At 61.9% G+C, this 22,197-nt stretch carries 23 protein-coding genes and 1 tRNA gene; 13 read left to right on the forward strand and 11 right to left on the reverse strand.

The window, feature by feature from the left end:
* Positions 1 to 55: 55 nt before the first annotated feature.
* The 4 genes from dcd to ACWNC0_RS13000 all read right to left on the reverse strand — a co-directional run bounded on the left by dcd (position 56) and on the right by ACWNC0_RS13000 (position 2,240).
* Complete coding sequence (dcd, locus tag ACWNC0_RS12985; protein WP_449472091.1) at positions 56 to 610, reverse strand: dCTP deaminase; 555 nt, start codon at positions 608 to 610, stop codon at positions 56 to 58.
* An 8-nt stretch (positions 611 to 618) separates the two neighbouring features.
* Positions 619 to 1,062 (reverse strand): cytidine deaminase, encoded by a 444-nt coding sequence (locus ACWNC0_RS12990; RefSeq protein ID WP_449472092.1) that lies wholly within the window; start codon positions 1,060 to 1,062, stop codon positions 619 to 621.
* Positions 1,059 to 1,685 (reverse strand): glycoside hydrolase family 25 protein, encoded by a 627-nt coding sequence (locus tag ACWNC0_RS12995; protein WP_449472094.1) that lies wholly within the window; start codon positions 1,683 to 1,685, stop codon positions 1,059 to 1,061. Before ACWNC0_RS12995 ends, ACWNC0_RS12990 begins: the two co-directional genes overlap by 4 nt.
* Before the next feature lie 72 nt (positions 1,686 to 1,757).
* Complete coding sequence (locus tag ACWNC0_RS13000; RefSeq protein ID WP_449472095.1) at positions 1,758 to 2,240, reverse strand: UPF0262 family protein; 483 nt, start codon at positions 2,238 to 2,240, stop codon at positions 1,758 to 1,760.
* 119 nt (positions 2,241 to 2,359) lie between these two features.
* Here ACWNC0_RS13000 and ACWNC0_RS13005 point away from each other — a divergent pair, with 119 nt between their 5' ends.
* Entirely contained in the window at positions 2,360 to 3,844 is a 1,485-nt protein-coding gene (locus tag ACWNC0_RS13005; RefSeq protein WP_196226296.1) for a replicative DNA helicase, read from the forward strand.
* Positions 3,845 to 3,886: 42 nt separating this feature from the next.
* On the opposite strand, the gene ACWNC0_RS13010 is transcribed toward ACWNC0_RS13005, so the two are convergent.
* On the reverse strand, positions 3,887 to 4,282 hold the full coding sequence (locus ACWNC0_RS13010; protein ID WP_449472097.1) for an MAPEG family protein: 396 nt from the start codon (positions 4,280 to 4,282) through the stop codon (positions 3,887 to 3,889).
* A 345-nt stretch (positions 4,283 to 4,627) separates the two neighbouring features.
* Between ACWNC0_RS13010 and cobA the strand changes: the two genes are divergently transcribed.
* The 5 genes from cobA to ACWNC0_RS13035 are packed head-to-tail and all read left to right on the forward strand — an operon-like array spanning position 4,628 to position 8,560.
* On the forward strand, positions 4,628 to 5,416 hold the full coding sequence (gene cobA / locus ACWNC0_RS13015; RefSeq protein WP_449472099.1) for a uroporphyrinogen-III C-methyltransferase: 789 nt from the start codon (positions 4,628 to 4,630) through the stop codon (positions 5,414 to 5,416).
* On the forward strand, positions 5,413 to 5,709 hold the full coding sequence (locus tag ACWNC0_RS13020) for a DUF2849 domain-containing protein (protein ID WP_449472101.1): 297 nt from the start codon (positions 5,413 to 5,415) through the stop codon (positions 5,707 to 5,709). The genes cobA and ACWNC0_RS13020 overlap by 4 nt, the downstream gene beginning before the upstream one ends.
* 2 nt (positions 5,710 to 5,711) lie before the next feature.
* Entirely contained in the window at positions 5,712 to 7,343 is a 1,632-nt protein-coding gene (locus tag ACWNC0_RS13025) for a nitrite/sulfite reductase (RefSeq protein WP_449472103.1), read from the forward strand.
* Entirely contained in the window at positions 7,336 to 7,776 is a 441-nt protein-coding gene (locus ACWNC0_RS13030) for a DUF934 domain-containing protein (RefSeq protein ID WP_449472105.1), read from the forward strand. Before ACWNC0_RS13025 ends, ACWNC0_RS13030 begins: the two co-directional genes overlap by 8 nt.
* The gene (locus ACWNC0_RS13035; RefSeq protein WP_449472107.1) at positions 7,769 to 8,560 is read left to right on the forward strand and encodes a phosphoadenylyl-sulfate reductase; all 792 of its coding nucleotides are present in this window, start codon (positions 7,769 to 7,771) and stop codon (positions 8,558 to 8,560) included. The genes ACWNC0_RS13030 and ACWNC0_RS13035 overlap by 8 nt, the downstream gene beginning before the upstream one ends.
* 168 nt (positions 8,561 to 8,728) lie before the next feature.
* On the opposite strand, the gene astD is transcribed toward ACWNC0_RS13035, so the two are convergent.
* Together astD and ACWNC0_RS13045 are read right to left on the reverse strand one after the other, a co-directional pair.
* Positions 8,729 to 10,162: a succinylglutamate-semialdehyde dehydrogenase gene (gene astD, locus ACWNC0_RS13040; protein WP_449472108.1), complete on the reverse strand. Its 1,434-nt coding sequence runs from the start codon at positions 10,160 to 10,162 to the stop codon at positions 8,729 to 8,731.
* A 145-nt stretch (positions 10,163 to 10,307) separates the two neighbouring features.
* Positions 10,308 to 11,702, reverse strand: coding sequence for a protein adenylyltransferase SelO (locus ACWNC0_RS13045; protein ID WP_449472109.1), 1,395 nt, complete (start codon positions 11,700 to 11,702; stop codon positions 10,308 to 10,310).
* Positions 11,703 to 11,769: 67 nt separating this feature from the next.
* On the opposite strand from ACWNC0_RS13045, the gene ACWNC0_RS13050 reads away from it, so the two are divergent.
* The 4 genes from ACWNC0_RS13050 (at position 11,770) to ACWNC0_RS13065 (ending at position 15,482) form a co-directional block, all read left to right on the forward strand.
* A complete protein-coding gene (locus tag ACWNC0_RS13050; RefSeq protein WP_449472111.1) occupies positions 11,770 to 12,723 on the forward strand; it encodes an alpha/beta fold hydrolase in 954 nt (317 codons plus the stop codon).
* On the forward strand, positions 12,633 to 13,772 hold the full coding sequence (locus tag ACWNC0_RS13055) for a glycosyltransferase (protein WP_449472112.1): 1,140 nt from the start codon (positions 12,633 to 12,635) through the stop codon (positions 13,770 to 13,772). The genes ACWNC0_RS13050 and ACWNC0_RS13055 overlap by 91 nt, the downstream gene beginning before the upstream one ends.
* Before the next feature lie 94 nt (positions 13,773 to 13,866).
* Positions 13,867 to 15,270, forward strand: coding sequence for an NAD(P)H-dependent flavin oxidoreductase (locus ACWNC0_RS13060; RefSeq protein WP_449472114.1), 1,404 nt, complete (start codon positions 13,867 to 13,869; stop codon positions 15,268 to 15,270).
* Positions 15,270 to 15,482 carry a DUF2093 domain-containing protein gene (locus ACWNC0_RS13065; RefSeq protein WP_196226283.1) on the forward strand — a complete coding sequence of 71 codons (213 nt, stop codon included), beginning with the start codon at positions 15,270 to 15,272 and terminating at the stop codon, positions 15,480 to 15,482. The genes ACWNC0_RS13060 and ACWNC0_RS13065 overlap by 1 nt, the downstream gene beginning before the upstream one ends.
* Before the next feature lie 545 nt (positions 15,483 to 16,027).
* On the opposite strand, the gene purU is transcribed toward ACWNC0_RS13065, so the two are convergent.
* From purU to ACWNC0_RS13080, 3 genes are all read right to left on the reverse strand, one after another.
* Positions 16,028 to 16,867 (reverse strand): formyltetrahydrofolate deformylase, encoded by an 840-nt coding sequence (gene purU, locus ACWNC0_RS13070; RefSeq protein WP_449474614.1) that lies wholly within the window; start codon positions 16,865 to 16,867, stop codon positions 16,028 to 16,030.
* A gap of 98 nt (positions 16,868 to 16,965) precedes the next feature.
* Positions 16,966 to 17,985 carry a 2-oxoadipate dioxygenase/decarboxylase family protein gene (locus ACWNC0_RS13075; protein ID WP_449472115.1) on the reverse strand — a complete coding sequence of 340 codons (1,020 nt, stop codon included), beginning with the start codon at positions 17,983 to 17,985 and terminating at the stop codon, positions 16,966 to 16,968.
* A 73-nt stretch (positions 17,986 to 18,058) separates the two neighbouring features.
* Positions 18,059 to 19,105: an SPOR domain-containing protein gene (locus tag ACWNC0_RS13080; RefSeq protein WP_449472117.1), complete on the reverse strand. Its 1,047-nt coding sequence runs from the start codon at positions 19,103 to 19,105 to the stop codon at positions 18,059 to 18,061.
* A 180-nt stretch (positions 19,106 to 19,285) separates the two neighbouring features.
* Between ACWNC0_RS13080 and ACWNC0_RS13085 the strand changes: the two genes are divergently transcribed.
* The 3 genes from ACWNC0_RS13085 to ACWNC0_RS13095 are packed head-to-tail and all read left to right on the forward strand — an operon-like array spanning position 19,286 to position 21,855.
* Positions 19,286 to 20,008 (forward strand): AAA family ATPase, encoded by a 723-nt coding sequence (locus ACWNC0_RS13085; protein ID WP_449472118.1) that lies wholly within the window; start codon positions 19,286 to 19,288, stop codon positions 20,006 to 20,008.
* Between the two features lie 16 nt (positions 20,009 to 20,024).
* Entirely contained in the window at positions 20,025 to 20,543 is a 519-nt protein-coding gene (locus tag ACWNC0_RS13090) for a hypothetical protein (protein WP_196226278.1), read from the forward strand.
* A 13-nt stretch (positions 20,544 to 20,556) separates the two neighbouring features.
* The gene (locus ACWNC0_RS13095) at positions 20,557 to 21,855 is read left to right on the forward strand and encodes an SPOR domain-containing protein (RefSeq protein WP_449472120.1); all 1,299 of its coding nucleotides are present in this window, start codon (positions 20,557 to 20,559) and stop codon (positions 21,853 to 21,855) included.
* Positions 21,856 to 22,094: 239 nt separating this feature from the next.
* Here the strand turns inward: ACWNC0_RS13095 and ACWNC0_RS13100 are convergent.
* Positions 22,095 to 22,169, reverse strand: a tRNA-Asn gene (locus ACWNC0_RS13100).
* Positions 22,170 to 22,197: the final 28 nt, after the last annotated feature.

Below are 22,197 nucleotides of genomic sequence, written 5' to 3' on the forward strand. Positions count from 1 at the left end.
ACTTCAGCATGACTGGCGCCGATCGATATTCATCCTCGCCCTTGTCGCACGTCCCCTAAAGTCGAGGCAATGTGACGCCTTGCTGCCCCATATATTTCCCCGCCCGGTCGGCGTAGCTGACCTCGCACGGCTCATTACCCTTGAGGAAAAGGAACTGGCAGGCCCCCTCATTGGCGTAGATCTTGGCGGGGAGGGGCGTGGTGTTGGAAAACTCCAGCGTCACATGGCCTTCCCAGCCCGGCTCCAGCGGCGTCACATTCACGATGATGCCGCACCGCGCATAGGTGGATTTGCCAAGGCAGATCACCAGCACATCGCGCGGCACCCGGAAATATTCGACCGTCCGGGCCAGCGCAAAGCTGTTGGGCGGAATGATGCAACAGTCGGTCTTGCGATCGACAAAGCTGTTTGCTGCGAAATCCTTCGGGTCCACCACCGCGCTGTCGACATTGGTGAAGATCTTGAACTCGTCTGCCACGCGCGCGTCATAGCCGTAGGAGGACAGGCCATAACTGATGCAGCCGTCCCGCCGCTGATTTTCCACGAATGGCTCGATCATCCCTTGGGAAATGGCCTGCTCGCGAATCCACTTATCCGACAAAATCGACATGATTGTTCTTAACTCTTCCTGGAAGGATCATGACCCAAATCATTGGGTCCAAAAGAGAAAGGCAAAAGTTTGGCGACGCTATGCTGGACCACGGAGTCGCCATCGCCCGCCGCACAATAAATAGCGATGGGCCGTCCCGCCACCTGCTCTGCTTCGTTCAGTATCTGGCGGCATCTTCCGCAGGGCGTGACTGGGTTAACGCCACCCCCGACGACCGCAATCGCCTCGACGTCGCCAAGCCGCCCCTGCGCATTGGCCGCCGCCAGTGCCACCGTCTCAGCGCAAAGCGACAGGCCAAAGCTCGCATTTTCGAAATTCGCGCCGACTACCACCTCACCATCGGACAACCGCACGGCAGCCCCGACCGCAAAGCGGCTGTAAGGGGCATAGGCATTCGCCCTCGCCGCTCGCGCTGCCTCGATCAGGCTTTGGACATCCGTATCAATAGTCATGGCGCGACCACGCCCCATCTAACCGGGCCATCGATGCCATCGATATGACGCATGTCATTCGCCGTCCACATGACCCATCGGCGGGTAGCATAATCAGGCGGGAAGAAGTTTCCATCCAGCCAGAGCGTCCGGTTTATGCCCGACGCGATGTCATATTCTTCCTCGAAAGCCTTAGAGATGTTGAGGAGCACCGGCTTGCCTGCATTGCTCTCAACCAGGTTCACCAGCGTATTGAGTTCAGACAGCACCGCGTCCCGCCCCGGCCGCGCAGTGCAGCCAGGATCAAAGTCGAGCCGGATCACTGGGGGCAGGGCGGCATTGTCCCGTGGCACTGTCGTGACGAAGCGTGTCGCCTGACCGGCCGCGCGGCCGCACAGGCTAAAATCCAGCACAGCGCCGTAACGCAGTCCCGATGACCGCGCCGCAGACCAGTTCCGCGCAAAGGCGGGATCGCGGCCCTCTGTGCCCTTGGCCGCTCTTATATAGGCGAAATCGACGCCATTGGCCGCCAGCGTGCCCCAATCGATCGCGCCTCCGTCGGCGGAAACGGCCACCCCCTGAACCGGGTAGACGTCGCGCCCCGGCGCCCAGCGGCAGGCATAGCTCCACGCCCCCAATGCCAACAGGCCAATGACCAGCGCGCCCGCAAGGATGCGGACCAGAAACCGGCCGGAAGAATGCTGGCGAATGTCCCCTTACCCCTTGATATGCAGCACGCAGATGAGCGTGAACAGGCGTCGCGCCGTGTCGAAATCGACCTTGATCTTTCCATCCAGCCGCTCGATCAGCATTTCCGCCGCGTCATTGTGGATGGCCCTGCGCGCCATGTCCACCGTTTCAATCTGTTGCGGGGAGGCATTGCTGATCGCCTGATAATAGCTGTCGCAGATCGCGAAATATTCCCGGATCGGACGCCGGAACCGGCCCAGGCCGAGGATGATCGCCTCCAGCGGCTCGCCATCCTCCCGCTTGATCTCGATCACCAGCCGCCCATCCTCGACGCGCAGCAGCACGCGATAGGGGCCTGCATAATCATCGGCAGGGGTGCGCTGGGGCGCGAAATAATTATCTTCCAGCAGGTCGAATATGGCGATCCGCCGCTCCTGCTCGACATCCGCGTTGCGCCAAAGGATCGTCCGCTCGTCAAGCGTGATGTCGATGATGCGCGGGTCGGTCATGGGTCCATAGTCCCTGCTTCTGCCGACGATGAAAAGCAAGGGGGAGTTCTCCACAGCTTTGCCTGTCGGGACATAGCTTGCCCCTTGCGCAGAACCCCGACGAGCGCGATGAGAGGCGCATGGTCGAACTGGTGCAGATTAATCCCGCCGCAGAAGCAGGCATCCCCGAACTCCCGCGCAACGTGGAGGCGGAAGCCGCGCTGCTGGGCGCGCTGATGATCGACAATCGCATTGCCGAGGATGTTCAGCTCAAGCTCAAGGCGGAGCATTTCTTCGAGCCCCTACATGGCCGCATCTATGAAGCCGTGATGAAGCTGGTTGAGCGCGACATGGTAGCCAATCCGGTCACGCTCAAGCCGATGCTGGAGCAGGACCCGGCGCTCAAGGAATTGGGCGGTGTCGGCTACCTCGCGCAGCTCACGGGGAACGGTGCCGCGCTGCTCGGCGCGCGCGATTTCGCCAGCCAGATTTATGACCTCGCACTTCTGCGTCAACTTGTGAATGTAGGGCGAGAACTAGTTGAAAATGCTCTCGATACCAGTGAGGATGTTAATCCGCGCGAACAGATAGAGATGGCCGAAGTCGCGCTCTATAAAGTATCCGAGGGCGAGGGTGAAACCGGCTCCGTCAAAAGCTTCGCCACCGCCACCACCATGGCCGTGCAGGTGGCCGAACGCGCGCTCAACAGTGGCGGCCACGTTTCGGGCATCACCACCGGGCTCAACAGCCTCAACGAAAAGATCGGCGGTCTTCACAATTCGGATCTCATGATCCTCGCGGGGCGTCCGGGCATGGGCAAGACCTCGCTCGCGACCAACATCGCCTATAACGCCGCGTCCCGCTGGATGCGCGACCATGTCGATGGCATCCCGCCAGAAAAGAATATGGGCGCGAAAACGGCCTTCTTCTCCCTCGAAATGTCGGCGGATCAGCTGGCGACCCGCGTGCTTGCCGAACAGTCGGGCATCAGTGGGGAGGCGCTGCGCATGGGTAAGATCAGCCGCGCCGATTTCCAGAACCTGTCCCGCGCCGCGCGCGACCTTCAGGAACTGCCGCTGTTCATTGACGACACGCCGGGTCTGACCATCGCGGCGCTGCGCACGCGTGCGCGGCGGCTGAAGCGTCGTCATGACATTGGCCTCGTCATCGTCGACTATCTCCAACTGCTTCAGGGCAGCGGCCGGGGCAGCGATAATCGCGTGCAGGAAATTTCAGAAATTTCGCGCGGTCTCAAGACCTTGGCGAAGGAACTTAATGTTCCGGTTCTGGCGCTTTCACAGCTGAGCCGTGCGGTCGAGCAGCGGGAGGACAAGCGACCGCAGCTGTCCGACCTTCGCGAATCCGGCTCGATCGAGCAGGACGCCGACATGGTCTGGTTCGTCTTTCGCGAGGATTATTATGTCGCCGCGAAGGAGCCGGGGAACAAGGAGAGTAGCGAGCATCTCGAATGGGCGCAGGAAATGGAGCGGATCTACGGCCTTGCCGAACTGATCGTCGCCAAACAGCGTCACGGTTCGACCGGCCGTATCCGTATGAAGTTCGACGCGAAGATCACCCGCTTCTCCGACCTCGCGGACGGCGGCTATATGGGCGATTATGAGTGATCGACCGAGTTTGGCTCTGCTCGAACTAACGGGCGAGGGCGCTCAACCCGTAATGAGCGCCTGCAACACCAATATCAGACCAATCAGCCCAACCATATAGACCAGCGTCCGCACTACCGGCACGCCCATCGCGTAAAGCGGAAGATAGGCGATCCGCGCGCCCAGCCACAGCCATGCGCCGATCGCCGTCAGGTCGCTCGTCCGTCCGGCTATCACGACGCCGAGCAGCGCGACGATGGCGATCGGGTAGGTCTCAAGGAAGTTTGCCTGCGCGCGCACCAGCCGTCCGGCGATCGGCTCCAGCGGCGGCAAGGTCTCGTCCCGCGCGCCCATATTCCACTTCGGTCCATATTGCTTCGTCTTGAAATGCGCCGCCGCAAAAATATGCACCAACAGGAGCACACAGCTCCACGCCAATATCCTGAGCTCGATCGCCATGCAGTGTCCCCTTTCCACAGGTAAGAGGGCTACGTTATCGCCATTCCTGCGCTCGCGCCATGAGGCTTGCTCGACAGAACGATACCGTTCGATTATGATTGGCCAATACTGACGTCCACTATCTGCGCGACGGCAGGATCGCGCCACTCAAGCTGACGGCGAAGGGTGTCATCTCCCCACGGTAGTGGAGGAAGCGGCCCAGTTCCTCTGGCCCGAATGCGATTGATTTTGCGGGAATGAAGGGGGCGGGTGTCGGACCTGGACACTCCATCCCCCAAATTTTCCTTCGCCATGGGCAAAGCATTCTGAATTGAAACGGTTGCGCGCTTCCGCCATCTGGCCAGCATGGCCGAACAACTCCCTGCCACCGTCTTTCTCGTCGGCGCGGGTCCGGGTGATCCGGAACTGCTGACGTTGCGCGCTGCGCGTCTGATCGCGCAGGCGGATGTCATCGTGCATGACGGATTGGTGTCGGCCGAGATATTGGCCATGGCTTCGGCGGGCGCGGAACTGATTTCCGTCGCCAAGCAGCGCAGCCGCCATTCGATGCCGCAAGAGGGCATCAACGCCTTGCTGGTAGAACTGGCGATCGGCGGGCGTAGCGTCGTGCGGCTGAAGGGGGGCGATCCATTCGTATTCGGTCGCGGGGGCGAGGAAATGGAAGCATGCCGCGCCGCTGGCGTGCCGGTCGAGATCGTGCCGGGGATCAGCGCGGCGATCGGCTGCGCGGCGCAGGCGCAGCTTCCCCTCACCCATCGTGATGCGGCGAGCGCGGTGACCTTCGTCGCGGGCCAGTGCAAGGGGCTGACAGAACAGGACTGGTCCGGGCTTGCTGGCCATGGCCGCACGCTGGTGATTTATATGGGCGTGGCGACGGCGGCGGATATAGCCGACAAGCTCATCGCCGATGGCGTGTCGCCTGCCATTCCGGTTGCGGTGCTGGAAAATGGCACGCGGTCCGATATGCGCACGCTGCGCACCCTGCTCGCCGATCTGGGCGACATGGTGGCGCGTGAAAAAGTAAAAAGTCCGGCCCTGATTGTGGTCGGGGAAGTGGCGGCCTATGCGCTGGCGCAGGACGTGCTGGCTGGCTGGGCCACACAGGTGAACAATGGGGCGGAGATGCATTCGTGAAGATTTTGACTGGCAATGACCTTGGCACCGGGGACGTGATCTGGTGGGCGGGCGACGGCTGGTCGCGGCAGGTCGGCGAATCCGTCGATGTAGGCGACAAGGGCGACGAGCTTGCCCGTGCCGAGGAAGCCGCGCTGCGGGTGGTCGCTCCTTATGTGATCGACGCCACCCTGACCGACGAAGGCGTGCGCCCGGCCCATATCAAGGATCGCATCCGTGCCCTGGGGCCGACGGTGCGCCCCGACCTGACGCTTAAACCGAATGACGCCGATGCCGGCAACTGGGTGATCTGACCATGTATCGTTATGACAGCTATGACCAGTCCATCGTGGACGCCCGCGTCGAGGAATTTCGCGATCAGGTGCAACGCCGCCTGGCCGGGCAACTGACCGAGGATCAGTTCAAGCCGCTGCGCTTGATGAACGGCCTCTATCTCCAGCTGCACGCCTATATGCTGCGCGTCGCCATCCCCTATGGCACGTTGAACGGGCCGCAAATGCGCAAGCTGGGCGAGATCGCGCGCAAATATGACAAGGGCTATGGCCACTTCACCACGCGCACGAACCTGCAATATAATTGGATCAAACTGGCCGATGCGCCCGACATCCTCGCCGAACTGGCGACGGTCGAGATGCACGCCATCCAGACCAGCGGCAATTGCATCCGCAATATCTCGTCCGACCAATATGCTGGCGTCGCCGCCGATGAGGTGACGGACCCGCGCCCTTGGGCCGAGTTGCTGCGCCAGTGGTCGACCTTCCATCCCGAATTCACCTATCTGCCGCGCAAGTTCAAGATCGCGGTGATCGCCAGCGAAGAGGATCGCGCGGCGATGCGGCTGCACGACATCGGCCTGAAGCTGGTGTCGCGCGATGGGCAGATCGGCGCGGAAGTTTATGCCGGTGGCGGCATGGGCCGCACGCCGATGGTCGCCCCTCTTATCAAGGACTTCGTGGCCGAAGATGAGATCGTACCTTACTTGGAAGCGTGCCTGCGCGTCTACAATCGCTACGGCCGCCGCGACAACAAGTACAAGGCCCGGATCAAGATCCTGGTCCATGAGCTGGGCGTCGAGGAATATAAGCGTCAGGTCGAGGAAGAGTTTGCGCATATGCGGGAGCTGGGCCTCAACCCGCCACGTGAGGAACTGGACCGCATCCGGCCCTTCTTCGCCAATCCGACTTATGATCAGGGTCTGAGCGACGAGATCGACCGTAGCGACCCCGCCTTCGCCCTGTGGGTGGACCGGCAGGTCGCGGCGCACAAGCAGCCGGGCTATGCGATCGTCAACATCAGCCTGAAGCCGCGCGGCGGCATTCCCGGCGATGCTTCGGCCGAGCAGATCGAGTTGGTGGCGGACCTCGCTGAACGCCATTCGCTGGACGAACTGCGCGTGACCCATGCGCAGAACCTTGTCCTGCCGCATGTGAAAAAGGCGGACCTTTATGCCATCTGGCAGAAGCTGGACGAGGCTGGGCTGGCGGAGGCCAATCTGGACCTGATCGGCGACATCATCGCCTGCCCAGGCCTCGACTATTGCAGCCTTGCCAATGCGCGGTCGATCCCGCTGGCGCAGAAGCTTTCGGAACGGTTCGCGGACGCTGGCCGTCAGAAGGATCTGGGCGAGCTTAAGGTCAAGATCTCCGGCTGCATCAACGCATGCGGGCATCATCATGCCGGGCATATCGGTGTGCTGGGCGTGGATCGTAAGGGCGTGGAGAATTTCCAGCTCTCGCTCGGCGGTTCCGGCGCGCAGGATGCTGCCGTCGGCCAGATCACGGGGCCGGGCTTTTCGGAGGATGGCGTCGTCGATGCCATTGAGAAGGTCACCGACCTGTATCTCGCTGAGCGTCAGGAAGGCGAGCGCTTCCTCGACACCTATCGCCGTCTTGGCATGAAGCCCTTCAAGGAGGCGATCTATGGTTGAGTTCCTGACTTTCCGCGACGGTGAAGCCGCGCAGGAACCTGCTGTCACGGTCGAATCCTTCACCGGCCAGTCCAATTCGACCGCCGTGCGGATCGAGGCGGGTGAGGATGCGCGCGAGTTGCTGCCCTATCTCGACCGGCTGTCGCTGGTTGAAGTGAACTTCCCCGCCTATGGCGACGGACGCGGCTATTCGGCGGCGCGTATCCTGCGCGAGGCTGGATATTCGGGTGAACTGCGCGCGGTGGGCGATGTGCTGGTCGATCAGATCAACGCCATGCGCCGCTGCGGCTTCGACAGCTTCCGCCCCGACAAGGCGCTGGACGATGCCGCCGTCGAACGTGCCCTTAATCGCTATGCCGACGTCTATCAAAAGACTGTCGATGGCCGCAGCCCGGTTTGGGCGAAGCGGCAACCGGAGAGTATAAATGGCTGAACCTGCCCGCCAGCTTGACGTAATCGACGCCCGACCTGCCTTCACGCAGGCCGACGCGGACGCGCTGAACGCGCGTTTCGAAGGCGTGGATGCATTGACGATGCTCAAGACCGTCTTTGCCGAAGGTCTGGCAGGCAAGGTGGCGGTTGTGTCTTCCTTCGGCACGGAAAGCGCCGTGCTGCTGGATCTGGTGGCGCGGGCGGATAAGAGCGTGCCGGTGATCTTCGTCGATACGCTCAAGATGTTCGCGGAAACGCTGAACTATCGCGATACGCTCATCAGCCGGATGGGTTTTTCCGATAGCCGGTCGGTCACTCCCAATGCGGAAGTGCTTGCGAAGAAGGACGAGACGGGCCTGCGCTGGTCCTATGATCCTGATGGATGCTGCGACATCCGCAAGGTCGAGCCGATGCAGCGCGCCAAGGACGGGCTGGACGCTTGGATTTCTGGGCGCAAGGCGTTTCAGTCCTCCACGCGCCAGAATATGCCGCGTTTCGAGGTGGAAGATGGCCGCCTGAAGATCAACCCGCTCGGCGATTGGACGAAGGACGATCTGGAAGCCTATTTCACCGAGCATGATCTGCCGCGCCATCCTCTGGAGGCGCAGGGTTATCTGTCGGTAGGCTGCGAACCGTGCACCTCGAAGGTGTTGCCGGGCGAAGACCCCCGCGCCGGGCGCTGGCGCGGTTGGGACAAGGTGGAATGCGGCATTCACTCGCCTGTGACGCCTGTCCCGGCGCCCGTGGTTGATCCGGAAGACCCGGCTAATCAGCCTGTGTTCTGATAGACTGAGCCGACTTCGGTTGGCGAAATGAACAGCAGCATCGCGTCGTCCCAGCGGAAACTGAGATAACGCGATGCTCGTTCGATACCTTGCGTCTGCGCTGCAAGCCTACGGCTTTTATTGGCATGACCTCAGAAAATGGCTGGAAGGACGCCGGGAGAACTCCCCTCAATCCCCCATGCCACTGACATCCACTTCCTTCAGCCCAATCCCGATCGAAGCCCGTGGCTGCTCGATTTCCGCCGATGAAACCGGATAGGCGCAATAATCGGCCGCATAAAAAGCGCTCGGCCGATGATTGCCGGAAATGCCTAGGCCTCCGAACGGCGCGGAGGACGAAGCGCCGTTGGTCGGCCGGTTCCAGTTGACAATGCCTGCCCGGATATTCGCCCAAAACTGATTATATTGCTCGGGCGACCCGCCGATCAGGGAAGCCGACAGGCCATAACGGCTATTGTTCGCCTCCGCGATCGCCGCCGGGAAATCGGGAACGCGGATTACCTGTAGCAACGGCCCGAACAGCTCCACGTCGGGCCGTTCCGTCATCGCAGTCACATCGATGATGGCGGGGCTCAACAACGGCCGGTCTTCCGACAGGCGTACCAGATGCTTTATCGGCCGCCCGCCATGGCTCATCAGATAAAGGAAGCTTTCGGTCAGCTGGTCCGCCGCATGATTGTCGATCACCGGCCCCATGAAGGGGGCAGGGTCGGCATGCGGGTGATCGACGATCAGCCGGTCGGCGATCTTCTTGACCTCGCCGATCAGCATGTCGGCCAGCTCTTCCTTGACGATCAACCGGCTCGCCGCCGTGCAACGCTGGCCGCTGGACAGGAAAGCCGACTGCACCACCAGGACGGCGGCGCTGGCGATATCGCCGGTGTCCCAGACGACGATCGGATTATTCCCGCCCATTTCCAGCGCCAATATCTTGCCCGGATTGCTGGCGAACTGCCGATTGATCGCCAAGCCCGTCGATGCCGATCCGGTGAAGAGGATGCCGTTCACGTCGGCATGGGCTGCAAGCGCCTTGCCCTCATCCGGCCCGCCCAGCACCAGACGAACCACATCCTGCGGCACGCCCGCCTCATGGTAGAAGCGCACCAGCATTTCGCCCACCGCTGGCGTCTTTTCGGACGGTTTGAACAGCACGCCGTTCCCGGCCAGCAGGGCAGGAATGATATGGCCATTGGGCAGATGAGCGGGGAAATTATAGGGGCCTAGCACCGCCATGACGCCATGCGGTTTGTGCCGCACCGACTGGCGGGCGCCCATCGCCGATTCCAGCCGCCGCTGCCCTGTTCGCTCCGAATAGGCGGCCACCGAAATGTCGACCTTGTTCATCACGGCCGTGACTTCGGTTCGCGCGTCCCAAAGCGGTTTTCCCGTCTCCCGCGCGATCAGGTCGGTCAACACCTCTTCATTGGCGCGCACGACATTGACGAAGCGACGCAGCGTCTCGATGCGATAGGAAATCGGTTGTGCAGCCCAGGAGGGCCACGCCGCCCTGACCCGTGCGACCTCGGCCTCTACATCGCTGGCAGTCCCCTGCCACAACAGTGCGCCAGTGGCGGGTTCAATCGAAGTCAGCGTCGCGGACATACAGCCGATATGGCGGATAACAGCCCATTAGGGAAGCGGCGCAAAACAACTAAAACTCCTCTCCCCTTCCGGGGTCGATGAGAGGCGCGTGACTCTCATCGAGGCGGGGGAGAGGGGGGCGAGCGCAGCGAGCAAGCCCACCGCCTCAAGGCACGTCCGGACGATCCCCCATAGCCTCACCCATCCGCCGAACCGCCGCCACTTTCTCGTGTAACAGCGACCAGTCATCCCGCTCGGCAATGGCGCTCCAGATCGCCTCAACCTCATCGATATGCATCGAACAGGGCACCTCATCGCTCCAATAGCCATGCCCTCTGTCGCCACTCGCCTCCATCCCCGCGACAACCTCACGGAACGGAGCCCACGCCTCACCCGAATAGTCCGCCCCGCCGCGCGGCTCTCCACCGCGCCAGTCATGGAAGAAGCGATCGATCGGCGTCTCACTCGCGGTCATGCCATTGACGGCCGCCTGGATCATGGCGTTCGCCTCTCCTGAAGACACGACGCCCAGCCGCCAGCAAAAGCGCCGAACCATCGCTTGGCCGAACAGGTCCGGGAACCGCTCCAGTTGCTCAATCAACGGTTCGGCTTCAACCAGCGGCCTCAACGAAACAGCCAACTGCGCCACGTCCCAATGGATCGCCTCTGCTTGTCGTCCAAAGGCATAAAGTCCGGCATGATCGAAATAGGCCGCCGTAAAGCCCGGCTCCCACAGCGGCGTGAAGCGCCAAGGCCCATAATCGAAGCTCTCGCCAGTCACATTGATATTGTCGCTGTTCAGCACGCCATGCACAAACCCCGCGACCATGTAGCTTGCCGCCAGATCGGCCGTCCGTTCGACCACGCGCCCAAGCAATTGCGCGGGGGCGTTGTTGCCCGGCTCCTCATCATAGAGCGTCCGCAGCGAATAATCGGTCAGCCGCTCCAGCAGCGGTTTGTCATCGAAATAGGCGGCGCGCTGAAACGACCCGATGCGGATGTGCGAATGGCTCAGGCGCACCATCACCGCCGAACGGGTAGGGGATGGCTCGTCATTGCGCTCCAATGCCTCGCCGGTCTCGATCAGCGAGAAGGTCTTTGACGTGTTGACGCCCAGCGCTTCCAGCATCTCGGTCGCCAATATCTCGCGAACCCCGCCTTTCAGCGTCAGGCGGCCATCGCCGAAGCGGCTATAGGGCGTCTGCCCCGATCCCTTGGTGCCCAGGTCCAAAAGCCGTCCCGCACCATCCCGCAACTGCGCGAACAGGAAGCCGCGCCCGTCGCCTATGTCGGGATTGTAGGACCGGAACTGATGTCCATGATAACGCAGGGCCAAGGGCTGGGGCAGGTTGCCAGGCAGGGGGGCGAATCGCCCGAAATGACGAATCCACTCGTCATCGCTCAGCGTTTCCAGCCCCACGCTGGCTGCGGCCCGGTCGTTACGGTATCGTAAAATCGTCTGTGGGAAGTCCGCCGGGGCGACCTCATCTGCGAAATCCGGCTGTAATCCGAAGATTTCCTTTGCCGGATTGTATCTGTTTGCTTGCGAGGATTTGTCCATGCGGCGATATGGGGGAGCGGGGCAGGAAGTTGCAACCGCTGGACATTTATTTGAGGGCGCACGACCGTTGACCAGCTTCACCGACGGCTATTGGTGGTCTCCCGACGGCCTCAGGCTCCATTATCGCGATTATGGCGGGGGCGAAGACGGTCGCCCGCCGCTACTGTGCCTGCCGGGCCTGACCCGCAACGCCCGCGATTTCGAACCGTTGGCCGATCGTCTGGCGGGCGATTGGCGCCTCATCTGCCCCGACATGCGCGGCCGGGCCGAAAGCGCTCAGGCCAAGGACCCGATGACCTACGTCCCGCTGACCTATTTGCAGGACATCAGCCGCCTTCTCGCCGAGCTCGCCATCACCCGCTTCGTCGCGATCGGCACCTCGCTCGGTGGCCTCATCACCATGTTGATCGCCGCCACTCATCGCGAGTGGCTGGCAGGGGCGCTTTTGAACGACGTTGGGCCGAAGCTCGAACAAGCGGGCCTAGACCGCATCCGCACCTATGTGGGCGTTGGCCAATCGCATCAAAGCTGGGTCCAGGCCGCCCGCGCCCTCGAAGAGGCGAACCGCGACATCTATCCCCGCTATGGCCTCGAACAATGGCTAGCCATGGCCAAGCGCCTGTACCGACTCAACAGCGGAGGCCGCGTAGTGCTGGACTATGACATGCGGATAGCCGAACCCCTCCGCTTGGCCGGAGGTGAGGCCGGGGTCGACCTATGGCCCGTAATGTCTTCCTTCCAGGGCATTCCTTCATTGATTCTGCGCGGCGAACACTCCGATGTTATCAGCGCCTCAACAGCCGAACGCATGCTGTCAGATATGGGCTCGAGCGCTGAACTGGTGACCGTTCCCGACGTCGGCCACGCGCCGATCCTGGACGAGCCGGAAGCTGCCGCCGCCATCGACCGCCTACTCGCTCGAGTTCCTGTATGGCTGACGCTCATCAGCGGCCGCCCCGCCTTCTTCATGTTCACGGCAGCTTCTCCCTCGGCGGCAAGGAAGCGCGCGCCGTCCGCCTGATGAACCTGTGGGGCAATCGCGCCAGCCACACGATTGTCAGCGCGGCGCCCGAAGCAATGGGCGCCCGATCGGCGATCGCGCCGGGAATAGATGTCAGCTTCCCCGATCCTCCACGGCTCACCGGCTGTCCCGGCCCAGGCCGCTTCCGGGCTTTAGGACGGTTCATGTCCAGTTTTGACCTCGTTCTCACCTATAATTGGGGCGCGATGGATGCTGTCATGGCCCATCGTTTCTGCTCATCCTTTTTCCCGATGCCCCCGCTCATCCATCATGAGGACGGCTTCAACATCGAGGAGGCTGAGCGTCTCAAGACAGGGCGCAACCTCTACCGCCGACTGGCGCTCCAGCGCGCCCAGGCCGTCGTTGTGCCGTCCATCCGGCTAAACCAGATTGCCCGCGCGATGTGGCATCAGCCTGCGCGGAAAGTTCATCTGATCCGCAACGGGATCGACGTCGCACAATATCTCCAACCCGTTCCCGGAGCCATTCCAGGGTTGGTGCGCTCACCGGGCAAGCTGCTTGTCGGCACGCTGGCCGGTTTGCGCCCGGTTAAGAATATCCCCCGGCTGGTCCGCGCTGTCGCGCCGCACCGTGATAAGTTGCAACTGGTCGTTATCGGAGAAGGGCCTGAGCGCGACGCGATCATGGCTGAAGCCGCGCGGCACGGGCTCGATGACATCTGCATGCCCGGGTTCCTGCCCAATCCTTCGTGTTTCATCGGCTTGCTCGATATCTTCGCCCTTTCCTCCGACAGTGAACAATTCCCCATCTCGCTGGTGGAAGCGATGGCCGCGCGCCTGCCGGTGGCGTCAACGGACGTGGGAGATGTCGCTCAAATGGTCGCGCCGGAAAACCAGCCATTCATCGCCTCTGATGAGGCGGCGCTGTCCGACGCGCTAGGGCGGCTGGCCGCGAGTTCCGAGATTCGCAACCGTCTGGGTGACGCGAACCTGCACCGGGCTCAGCGCGATTTTGAAGAAGCCGCAATGGTGGACGCTTATGCGTCGCTTTATGGACAGGTACTATCCAGCCCCCATATTTTGCGGTAGGGCGCGGCCGTAAATTCGTCATCAGTCGTGAAAGCTGCTATAGAGCGGCCCATAGTCGGCGGGTGACCCAGCAGCTGTTGCGCGGGAGATTAGGTTGTTCAAGGGTTTGAAGCCCATCATCTATGGTGGTCGTGAAGTATGGCCGCTGGTCGAGGGCGGGAAAGGCGTGGCCGTCTCCAATCACGCCAGTTCCGGTGCATGGGCCGCTGCGGGCGGCATCGGCACCGTGTCGGCCGTCAACGCCGACAGCTATGACAGCATGGGCAATGTCATTCCCCAGATTTATCACGGTCGTACCCGCCGCGATCGCCATGAAGAACTGATCGCTTATGCCGTCGATGGCGCGGTCGAACAGGTGAAGCGCGCCTTCGAAATCGCCGGCGGTAAAGGCGCGATCAACATCAACGTCCTCTGGGAAATGGGCGGTGCGCAGCGCGTGCTGCACGGCGTTCTGGAAAAGACCAGGGGCATGGTGGCGGGCGTCACTTGCGGCGCGGGCATGCCCTACAAGCTCAGCGAAATCGCGGCCTCTTATGGCGTGAGCTACCTCCCTATTGTCAGTTCGGGCCGTGCCTTTCGCGCCTTGTGGAAGCGCGCCTATTCGAAGGCGTCTGAATGGCTGGCGGCCGTGGTGTATGAGGACCCGTGGCTGGCGGGCGGTCATAACGGCCTTTCCAATGCCGAGGATCCGCGGGAGCCTCAGGATCCTTATCCGCGCGTCAAGGCGCTTCGGGAAACCATGCGCGAAGGCGGCATATCCGACGAAGTGCCAATCGTCATGGCAGGCGGGGTCTGGCACCTCAAAGATTGGAACGACTGGATCGACAATCCGGAACTGGGCATCATCGCGTTCCAGTTCGGCACACGCCCGCTGCTGACGCAGGAAAGCCCTATCCCCCAGCTTTGGAAGGAACGCCTGACCCAGCTGGAACCGGGCGACGTACTGCTTCATCGCTTCTCGCCGACCGGCTTCTACAGCTCGGCGATCCGTAACCCCTTCCTGCGCCAGCTTGAAGCCCGGTCGGAACGCCAAATCCCGTTTAGCACGGAGCAGGCGGGCGATCACACGCATCAGCTTGATGCAGGCGTGAAGGGCAAGAATTTCTGGGTAACGCGCGGCGACCTGTTGCGGGCGCGCGAATGGGTGGGGCAGGGCCTCACCTCCGCTCTCAAGACTCCCGACAACACGCTGGTATTCGTCACCGAAGAGGAACGCGCGGAGATCCGCAAGGATCAGACCGACTGCATGGGCTGTCTCAGCCAGTGCGCATTCTCTAGCTGGATGGACAGTGAAACGAACTCCACCGGCCGTCTTGCCGATCCAAGGAGCTTCTGCATCCAGAAATCCTTGCAAGAGGCGGTGCATGGCGGGGACCTGGACAAGAACCTCCTGTTCGCCGGACACGGCGCTTATAAGTTCAAGCAGGATCCCTTCTATTCCAACGGTTTCGTGCCGACGGTGAAGCAGCTCGTAGACCGTATTTTGACGGGCGACTGATGGCTGAAATTCAGGGATTGGCGGTGCTGGAATATCACACGCCACATTTCGACATAGTGCGCCCGGGCCAGTTCGTCCTTTGTGCGGTTTCGGGCGCACGTATCGATCTTGACGACCTTAAATATTGGAGCGCCGAGTTTCAGGAGGCTTATCGGGGTCCCGTTGAGGCGACCCAGTCCTTCCTGCGTCATCGCGGCTTAGTGACGGCCTGACCGGCGCCGCACTTTTTGTTCCCTTTCCTGGTTTGATGCGTTATCCTGTCCACGCAGGCGACAAAGATCGCCGCGTGCGGAAGGATGTCGGCGATGTCGCGAATTGATATCTATGGCGATCGGATATGTGTCGTCACCAGCTTCCTCATTGTGGGCTGGTTTATTTACGACATTCTATTTTGATCGAACCTCGGCAACGGCGGCAAGCGTAAGTGACTGCCGTTAAAGCAAAGCTATGTTTCCTTTCAAAAGCGGCATTGTAGAAAGGCGTCGAGCTTAAGGCTCCGCGGCTTTTGAAGGATGACAGCTTGCTCCGCGTCAACAACGGCTAAAGCGCACGGCCCCCATGCGACCACGCAAGGTTTCGTGTTCCTCCGCATAAGGAGAAGACGATGAGCCCTCGACCCATTCTTGCACGCCGCAAACGCCCTCGCGACACAGGGCGCAACATCTACATTCCACACTCATCCTGGTCGCGGAAGCCCAGAGCTACGGCTGATGCCGTGATTGCGCCCGAAGACTTTTGGGCCAAACTCGGCATCTGATCAGCGGAAAACGACGGTCTTTCGACCATTCAGGAGCACCCGGCGGTCAGCGATCCAGCCGACCGCCCGCGCCAGAACCTGCGCCTCGATGTCGCGGCCGATGCGGATCATGTCTTCGGCCGTGGCACGATGGTCGACGCGCTCCACGGCTTGTTCGATGATCGGCCCTTCATCGAGGTCGGCGGTCACGAAATGCGCCGTCGCGCCGATCAGTTTGACGCCGCGCTCATGCGCCCGGTGGTAGGGCCGCGCACCCTTGAATCCCGGCAGGAAGCTGTGGTGGATATTGACGCAACGTCCTTCGATCTGTTCCACAAGCTTTTCGGACAATACCTGCATGTAGCGTGCGAGGATCAGATAATCCGATCGTGATCGGCTGAAAACGTCCAGCAAAGCGGCTTCCTGCGTTGCCTTATCTCCGTTCGGCGGAAGCTCATGATAGGGGATGCCATGCCATTCGGTAATCCGGCGCATGTCCGGATGGTTCGACACCACCCCCATGATGTCGATGGCCAACGTCCCTGTCTGCCAACGGTGCAGGAGGTCGGCCAGACAGTGCGAGCCCTTGGAAACGGCGAGCAGCATCCGCGGCCTTTCCTGCGCAGCGGTGATACGCCAGTCCATGCCGAAGCGCGCGCCTACGGCATCGAACTCGCCTTGCAGCTGCTCGGTATCCGCGATCCGGTCATCGGTTGCCTCAAAAGCCACCCGCATGAAGAAGCGCCCCGCTTCCCTGTCGGCATATTGCTGGCTGTCCGTGATGAAGCATCCGCGTTCCGCCAGGAACTGGCTAACCGCTGCAACGATTCCCACACGGTCGGAGCAGACAAGCGTCAGCACCCATGATGGGACAACCGGATTTTTCAAAGGGAGCCTCCGCGAATGATCGGGAAAGCCGTTGCCTTATGCCGCTCCCATGATCAAGCCGTTAAAGGAACTCAGCCATTGGCGCTCGTCATCGCGAAAATTCCGGTGGCATTCCCCGCGTCGAATGACAGGTCCAGCAACCCGCTTGCGGGATCGACATCCCGGCTGATGAATTCGTAGAAAGAACCGGGTACTTGCCGCACCTTGTTTCCGGCAAATAGCCGTTCGACCGGGTCCGCGCGAAGGGCGGTCTGCTTCACGCGGCCATTGCGGGAAATTTCAACCTCATCCTTGATCGGCCATCCTTCAGCTTTCAGCCATTCGGCCAAGGCCGCGACGTCCGCCACCCGGTCGGTGGCATGATTGAACGCGTTACCCTCCGTCGCGATCCACGCGGCTTCAGGCGACCGCGATAGCAACAGCTCATAATCTTCCAACGTGGCAGGATCATGCTGCCGATCGAAGGCAGGCACCAGGACCGTCAAGGTCGTCCGCGCATGCTCGAATGGGACAAGCTGTCCAGATTCATAGGCGCGCAATACTGCCCGCGTTTCCGGATCGATCGGATCGAGCGACGTGCCAAAAACGCGCGTCGCGACTGGAGCAAACTCGGCATCAAAACGATCCACATGCAGTTCCGAAACGAAGAATTGAGGAATGTCTTGGGGAGCGTCGGCATGCGCATAGGCGCGGCCGGTCATTTTCAGCCGGTCCAGAGGATAAACCCCAGCCAGCGTATAGCCCAATGGCTTTAGGATACGCGTGAAAGCGTCTTCCCCGGCGGGCAAAGCTCCCGTGGGGCCTTGGGGCAGGCGGATCGTTCTTAGTGCTCCATGATCGAACACCACTTTGCCACCGCTGGCCAACCTGTCCGCCACATAAGCAGCGCCGCTCGGAACCCGTTGCAGCAGGCCGTGAAACAGAATGACGTTCAAGGCCATGGCAAGCGCTGCCCGAGAGACATCAGGGCCGGTTTCCGCCAGCAAAGTCGGTGAGATCGTAAGCGCCGCAAGCACTTGCTCCGCAGCACTATCGCCCAGCGTGGCCCTGACCAACGCTTCTACATTTCCCTGATCGCTATCGACGGCCATGGCGCGCTCCATATCGAATATGGCCTTTATCGCGCGCCGATCCCCGACTTCCAAGAGCCAGTATTATGTCTCGTCACATTTTCCGGGGCATGCAATCGGCACCGGCAGCCTTGATGGCACTGCATAGCCGAGACGCTTCCGCGTTGTTTGCCAACGGCCCAGCCTGCAACCTGGTCATTGCTCCGCCTTTCACCAGAAAAAGCTGATAGGCCGACAGGCCAGCCACTTTGCCGCGCAGACTGGTCCAAAGCGCGCGCGCGCGGGCTTCTTCGCTAAACGCTCCCAGCTGTACGCGCCAGGGGCCGCTGGCTGCCACCTTGGGCTCCGGCGTCTTGCTGGCCTTAGCCTTTTCAACGACTGGCTTCGGCGTCTGGGCGGCGGCCACGGCGGCCTTGGGCGCATCAGATTTCGGCTTCGGCAATGGCTTGACGGGCGCAGGCTTTTCCGGAGCGCGCGCAGGTCGCAGATTGGCGCTCGCCATCGACGGCGCTTCTTCGCGCAGAATGGGCATGGCGGACAGGCGGCCATTGGCTTCCGCCAGCGCTGCTACCTCGTTCTGGCCCATCTCCCGCGCCAGCGCGAGCCCCTGCTGACGTTGATCATCAGGGATATATTTATCCATCTGCTTCAGGCTGGCCGTTGCCTGCGCCAGGCCCGCCGCCGCCGCCCGGCTCATCAGGGCATAGGCGCGGGGCCAGTTCTTGGTCGTCAGATCTCCGTTAAAAAGGGCCGTGCCGACGATATATTGGGCGCGCGGTTCGCCCCGCGCCGCGGATCGCTGCAGATAGGGAAGGGCGCTCGCACGCTCCCCTTGCTGAAACATCAGCAGGCCGAGATTGTCCTCGGCCCGAACGTGCCCCTGCGCGGCGGCCTTCCGATACCAATCGAGCGCGACGGCCATGTCGGCTTTGACACCGCGTCCAAGCTTGTTCGCCTGGCCCATGTTGAATTGGGCATCGGGATCGCCTGCCTGCGCAAGCGGCTGCCAGACACTGACGGCTTTTTCATAATCACCTTGCTGCCAGGCATCGACCCCGGCTTTTACATCGGCAAGGGCAGGCGGCGCCAGACTCAGCATCGTTGCGGCGGCCAAGATGCCCCAGATGTACTTCATGTGCATGTGCTCCTGAAAGAACAGCGTAGCCCCAGCCTATGAGCGAACAAGGTTAACGCTCGCTTAGCATTAGAAGGCGCATTCTTCATACCATGCTTCCTTTTGAAGGATGCGCCGAAGTTAACCAATTTTTAGGTGCCGCCGTGGCAGTCCAATAGGCAATTGGATTTTCTGGGGGAAACGCGCGTGCGCATACTCGCATTGGCATCGCAAAAAGGCGGATCGGGGAAGACCACCTTGTCTGGTCACTTGGCCGTTCAGGCGCAAAGGGCAGGCGCTGGCCCGGTCGTCCTGATCGACATCGATCCCCAGGGGTCCCTTGCCGACTGGTGGAATGAACGTGAGGCCGAATTTCCCGCCTTCGCCCAGACGACGGTCGCTCGTCTCGCGGCCGATCTTGAAATTCTGCGTCAGCAGGGCTTCAAACTTGCGGTGATAGATACGCCCCCGGCGATCACCATGGCCATTCAAAGCGTCATTTCCGTGGCCGAACTGATCGTGGTGCCGACCCGTCCCAGCCCTCATGACCTGCGCGCTGTTGGTGCGACGGTGGACCTGTGCGAACGGGCAGGCAAGCCGCTGATCTTCGTGGTCAACGCCGCTACGCCGAAGGCGCGGATCACATCGGAAGCTGCTGTGGCGCTTTCCCAGCATGGCACTGTTGCGCCCGTGACGCTGCATCACCGCACTGATTTCGCCGCATCGATGATCGACGGCCGCACGGTGATGGAGGTTGATCCCAACGGCCGTTCGGCGGGCGAGGTCACGCAATTGTGGACCTATGTCTCCGACCGCCTGGAAAAGAATTTCCGTCGCACGGTCTTCTCGGTGCCCAACGGCACGGCGGGCACCAGCGGTGCGGTTCGTCCAGCGACGGGTGGCTTCGGCCGCCGCGTCGTAGGTCAGTAAAGGGAGGGAAGACATCATGGCCGAACCCAAGCCACTCGCTTCGCTGACCTCCGGACTTCTCGCCCGCAAGGGTGCTGCTCAGCCCGCCATGCGCCGCCCCATAATGGGCTTTGGCCATCAGGCAACGGCAGCGCTGCTGCAGGATGATTTGGGCTGGAACGACATGGGTTTCGACGTAACCGAGCCTGAGCCGGTCCCCGCCGAACCTCGCGCCGTTGTCGGACTTACCCCGATGACGCTGCCGCCGGTAGCCGCGCCCATCCCTTCCGTCGTTGTCGAGCGAGAGGAATTGGCCGAGCGCATGGAAGAAGCGGTCAAGACGATCGCTCCCGCCATCCGCACCGGAACCAAAGGCCGCAAGGCCGCCTTCACGCTGCGGCTGGACGCGGATCGGCATCTGAAGCTGCGCCTTGCGAGCGCCGTCGCGGGCCGTTCTGCCCAACAGATGGTGACCGAAGCACTCGATATTTTCCTCGCCAGCCTGCCGGAAATCGACCGGCTCGCGCAGCAACTGCCGCGCGACGAAGCAGAGTAAGAAGGATCAAGCCATGAAGCGCAGCGCTCTTTCCAAGGTGGCACTTTCGTCGCTGATCGTTGGAACCACGATGGTCGGCTGCACCGGCGCGGCATTCCGTCCGTCCGCGATCGCAGCGGCCAAGGAGGATCCCAGCCGTGCGACGGCAGCCATCGACAAGGCGTTGATCAGCCGGGATGGCGTTCGCGCAGTCGCGGCGGCAGAGGCGGCGGTCAAAGCTGCTCCACAAGACGCAAATTATCGGCAGTTGCTGGGCCGCGCCTATATCGCGAGTGGCCGTCTCATTTCCGCCGAAACCGCGCTCACCGACGCCATGACCCTTGGCAATCGCGATTCCCGCACGATCGTCAGCCTCGCCCTGGTGAAGGTAGCGCTTGGGAAGAATGATGCTGCGCGCGAGCTGCTCGCAACCAATTCAGACGTCGTTCCCGCGAGCGACTATGGACTCGCCATGGCAATGGCTGGCGACGCGGCAGAGGGTGTTCGCATCCTGTCCGAAGCCATTCACGATCCCTCAGCCACCGCGCGCACGCGCCAAAATCTCGCCTATGCCTATGCGCTGGCGGGACGGTGGAAGGATGCGCGCGTGATGGCGGGCCTCGACCTCGAACCGCTCGCCGCCAATCAGCGCATCGCTCAGTGGGCGCAGACCGCTGCTCCCGATTTCGCGCAGCAGCGCATTGCCGGTCTGATGGGCATAGCCGTTGATGGCAGCGACGCGGGCCAGCCCGTCGCGCTCGCCCTCGCGACCGAAGCCGCGCCTGTTCAGATGGCAGAGGCCAGTGCGGCCGAAACGCCGACCGCTTCCGTCGCCGAGGAGGTTGCCCCCGAAGCGACGCAGCAGGAACCGGTTCAGCAGGCGGTCGCCTTCACGCCTTATGTCGCTCCGGCGGTGCCCATGAAAGTATCTCATGCTCCGGCAAAGGCCGCAGGACTCCGCCAGCAGGCAGCCGTTCGCGCTCCGCTTGCGGCTCGCCCGGCGCTTCGTTTCGATGGCAATGGGAACAGCTCGTGGGTCGTTCAACTTGGCGCCTATTCAAACGCTGCGATCGCCAAGGAGAAATGGTACGACATCGCCCGCCGGAACAGCGCGATAGCCGCGTTGCCGGTCCTCACCAGCCAGATTACCGTGAACGGCGTCAGCTATGCCCGTCTTGCGGTCAGCGGCTTTGACGATCGCGGGGAAGCGACGGCGCTATGCCACGCAATCCGCGCTCGCCGTGGCCAATGCTTCGTTCGGGAAAAAGCCCCCGGCGCGGCGCCGCAGCGGTGGGCGCTGGCATCCAAGCCGCGCCAGTTCGCTTCGCGCTGACTTAACGTCTTTCAGATCGATGACCTCATCCCCTCATAGGGATGGGGTTTGTCGTGTTTACGCTCTTTCGAGACGCTGAAGGGCGTCGCTTCGGCGGCGAGCAATTCATCTCCACAGTCTCAACATACGAAGCGACGCAGCGATATTCCGGCAAGCGAATATGCGCGCGCCTTGTCCGCCCGCTCGGACGAATTCCGCTACTTTCCGCAAATTTCTGGAGCCGCCCAATTGGGCGAAAGTGGCTCCCCGAGTAGGATTCGAACCTACGGCCATTCGATTAACAGTCGAATGCTCTACCGCTGAGCTATCGGGGAGCAGCCCGGCTCTCGCTGGGCAGGCCGC

The organism is Sphingobium chungangianum, assembly GCF_977014255.1.

Excerpts from the sequence above, each read along its gene's own strand:
- dcd (WP_449472091.1), bottom strand. The coding sequence starts at position 610 with ATGTCGATTTTGTCGGATAAGTGGATTCGCGAGCAGGCCATTTCCCAA.
- ACWNC0_RS12990 (WP_449472092.1), bottom strand. The coding sequence starts at position 1,062 with ATGACTATTGATACGGATGTCCAAAGCCTGATCGAGGCAGCGCGAGCG.
- ACWNC0_RS13000 (WP_449472095.1), bottom strand. The coding sequence starts at position 2,240 with ATGACCGACCCGCGCATCATCGACATCACGCTTGACGAGCGGACGATC.
- ACWNC0_RS13005 (WP_196226296.1), top strand. The coding sequence starts at position 2,360 with ATGGTCGAACTGGTGCAGATTAATCCCGCCGCAGAAGCAGGCATCCCC.
- ACWNC0_RS13010 (WP_449472097.1), bottom strand. The coding sequence starts at position 4,282 with ATGGCGATCGAGCTCAGGATATTGGCGTGGAGCTGTGTGCTCCTGTTG.
- cobA (WP_449472099.1), top strand. The coding sequence starts at position 4,628 with ATGGCCGAACAACTCCCTGCCACCGTCTTTCTCGTCGGCGCGGGTCCG.
- ACWNC0_RS13025 (WP_449472103.1), top strand. The coding sequence starts at position 5,712 with ATGTATCGTTATGACAGCTATGACCAGTCCATCGTGGACGCCCGCGTC.
- ACWNC0_RS13030 (WP_449472105.1), top strand. The coding sequence starts at position 7,336 with ATGGTTGAGTTCCTGACTTTCCGCGACGGTGAAGCCGCGCAGGAACCT.
- ACWNC0_RS13035 (WP_449472107.1), top strand. The coding sequence starts at position 7,769 with ATGGCTGAACCTGCCCGCCAGCTTGACGTAATCGACGCCCGACCTGCC.
- astD (WP_449472108.1), bottom strand. The coding sequence starts at position 10,162 with ATGTCCGCGACGCTGACTTCGATTGAACCCGCCACTGGCGCACTGTTG.
- ACWNC0_RS13045 (WP_449472109.1), bottom strand. The coding sequence starts at position 11,702 with ATGGACAAATCCTCGCAAGCAAACAGATACAATCCGGCAAAGGAAATC.
- ACWNC0_RS13055 (WP_449472112.1), top strand. The coding sequence starts at position 12,633 with ATGGCTGACGCTCATCAGCGGCCGCCCCGCCTTCTTCATGTTCACGGC.
- ACWNC0_RS13065 (WP_196226283.1), top strand. The coding sequence starts at position 15,270 with ATGGCTGAAATTCAGGGATTGGCGGTGCTGGAATATCACACGCCACAT.
- ACWNC0_RS13075 (WP_449472115.1), bottom strand. The coding sequence starts at position 17,985 with ATGGCCGTCGATAGCGATCAGGGAAATGTAGAAGCGTTGGTCAGGGCC.
- ACWNC0_RS13080 (WP_449472117.1), bottom strand. The coding sequence starts at position 19,105 with ATGCACATGAAGTACATCTGGGGCATCTTGGCCGCCGCAACGATGCTG.
- ACWNC0_RS13090 (WP_196226278.1), top strand. The coding sequence starts at position 20,025 with ATGGCCGAACCCAAGCCACTCGCTTCGCTGACCTCCGGACTTCTCGCC.
- ACWNC0_RS13095 (WP_449472120.1), top strand. The coding sequence starts at position 20,557 with ATGAAGCGCAGCGCTCTTTCCAAGGTGGCACTTTCGTCGCTGATCGTT.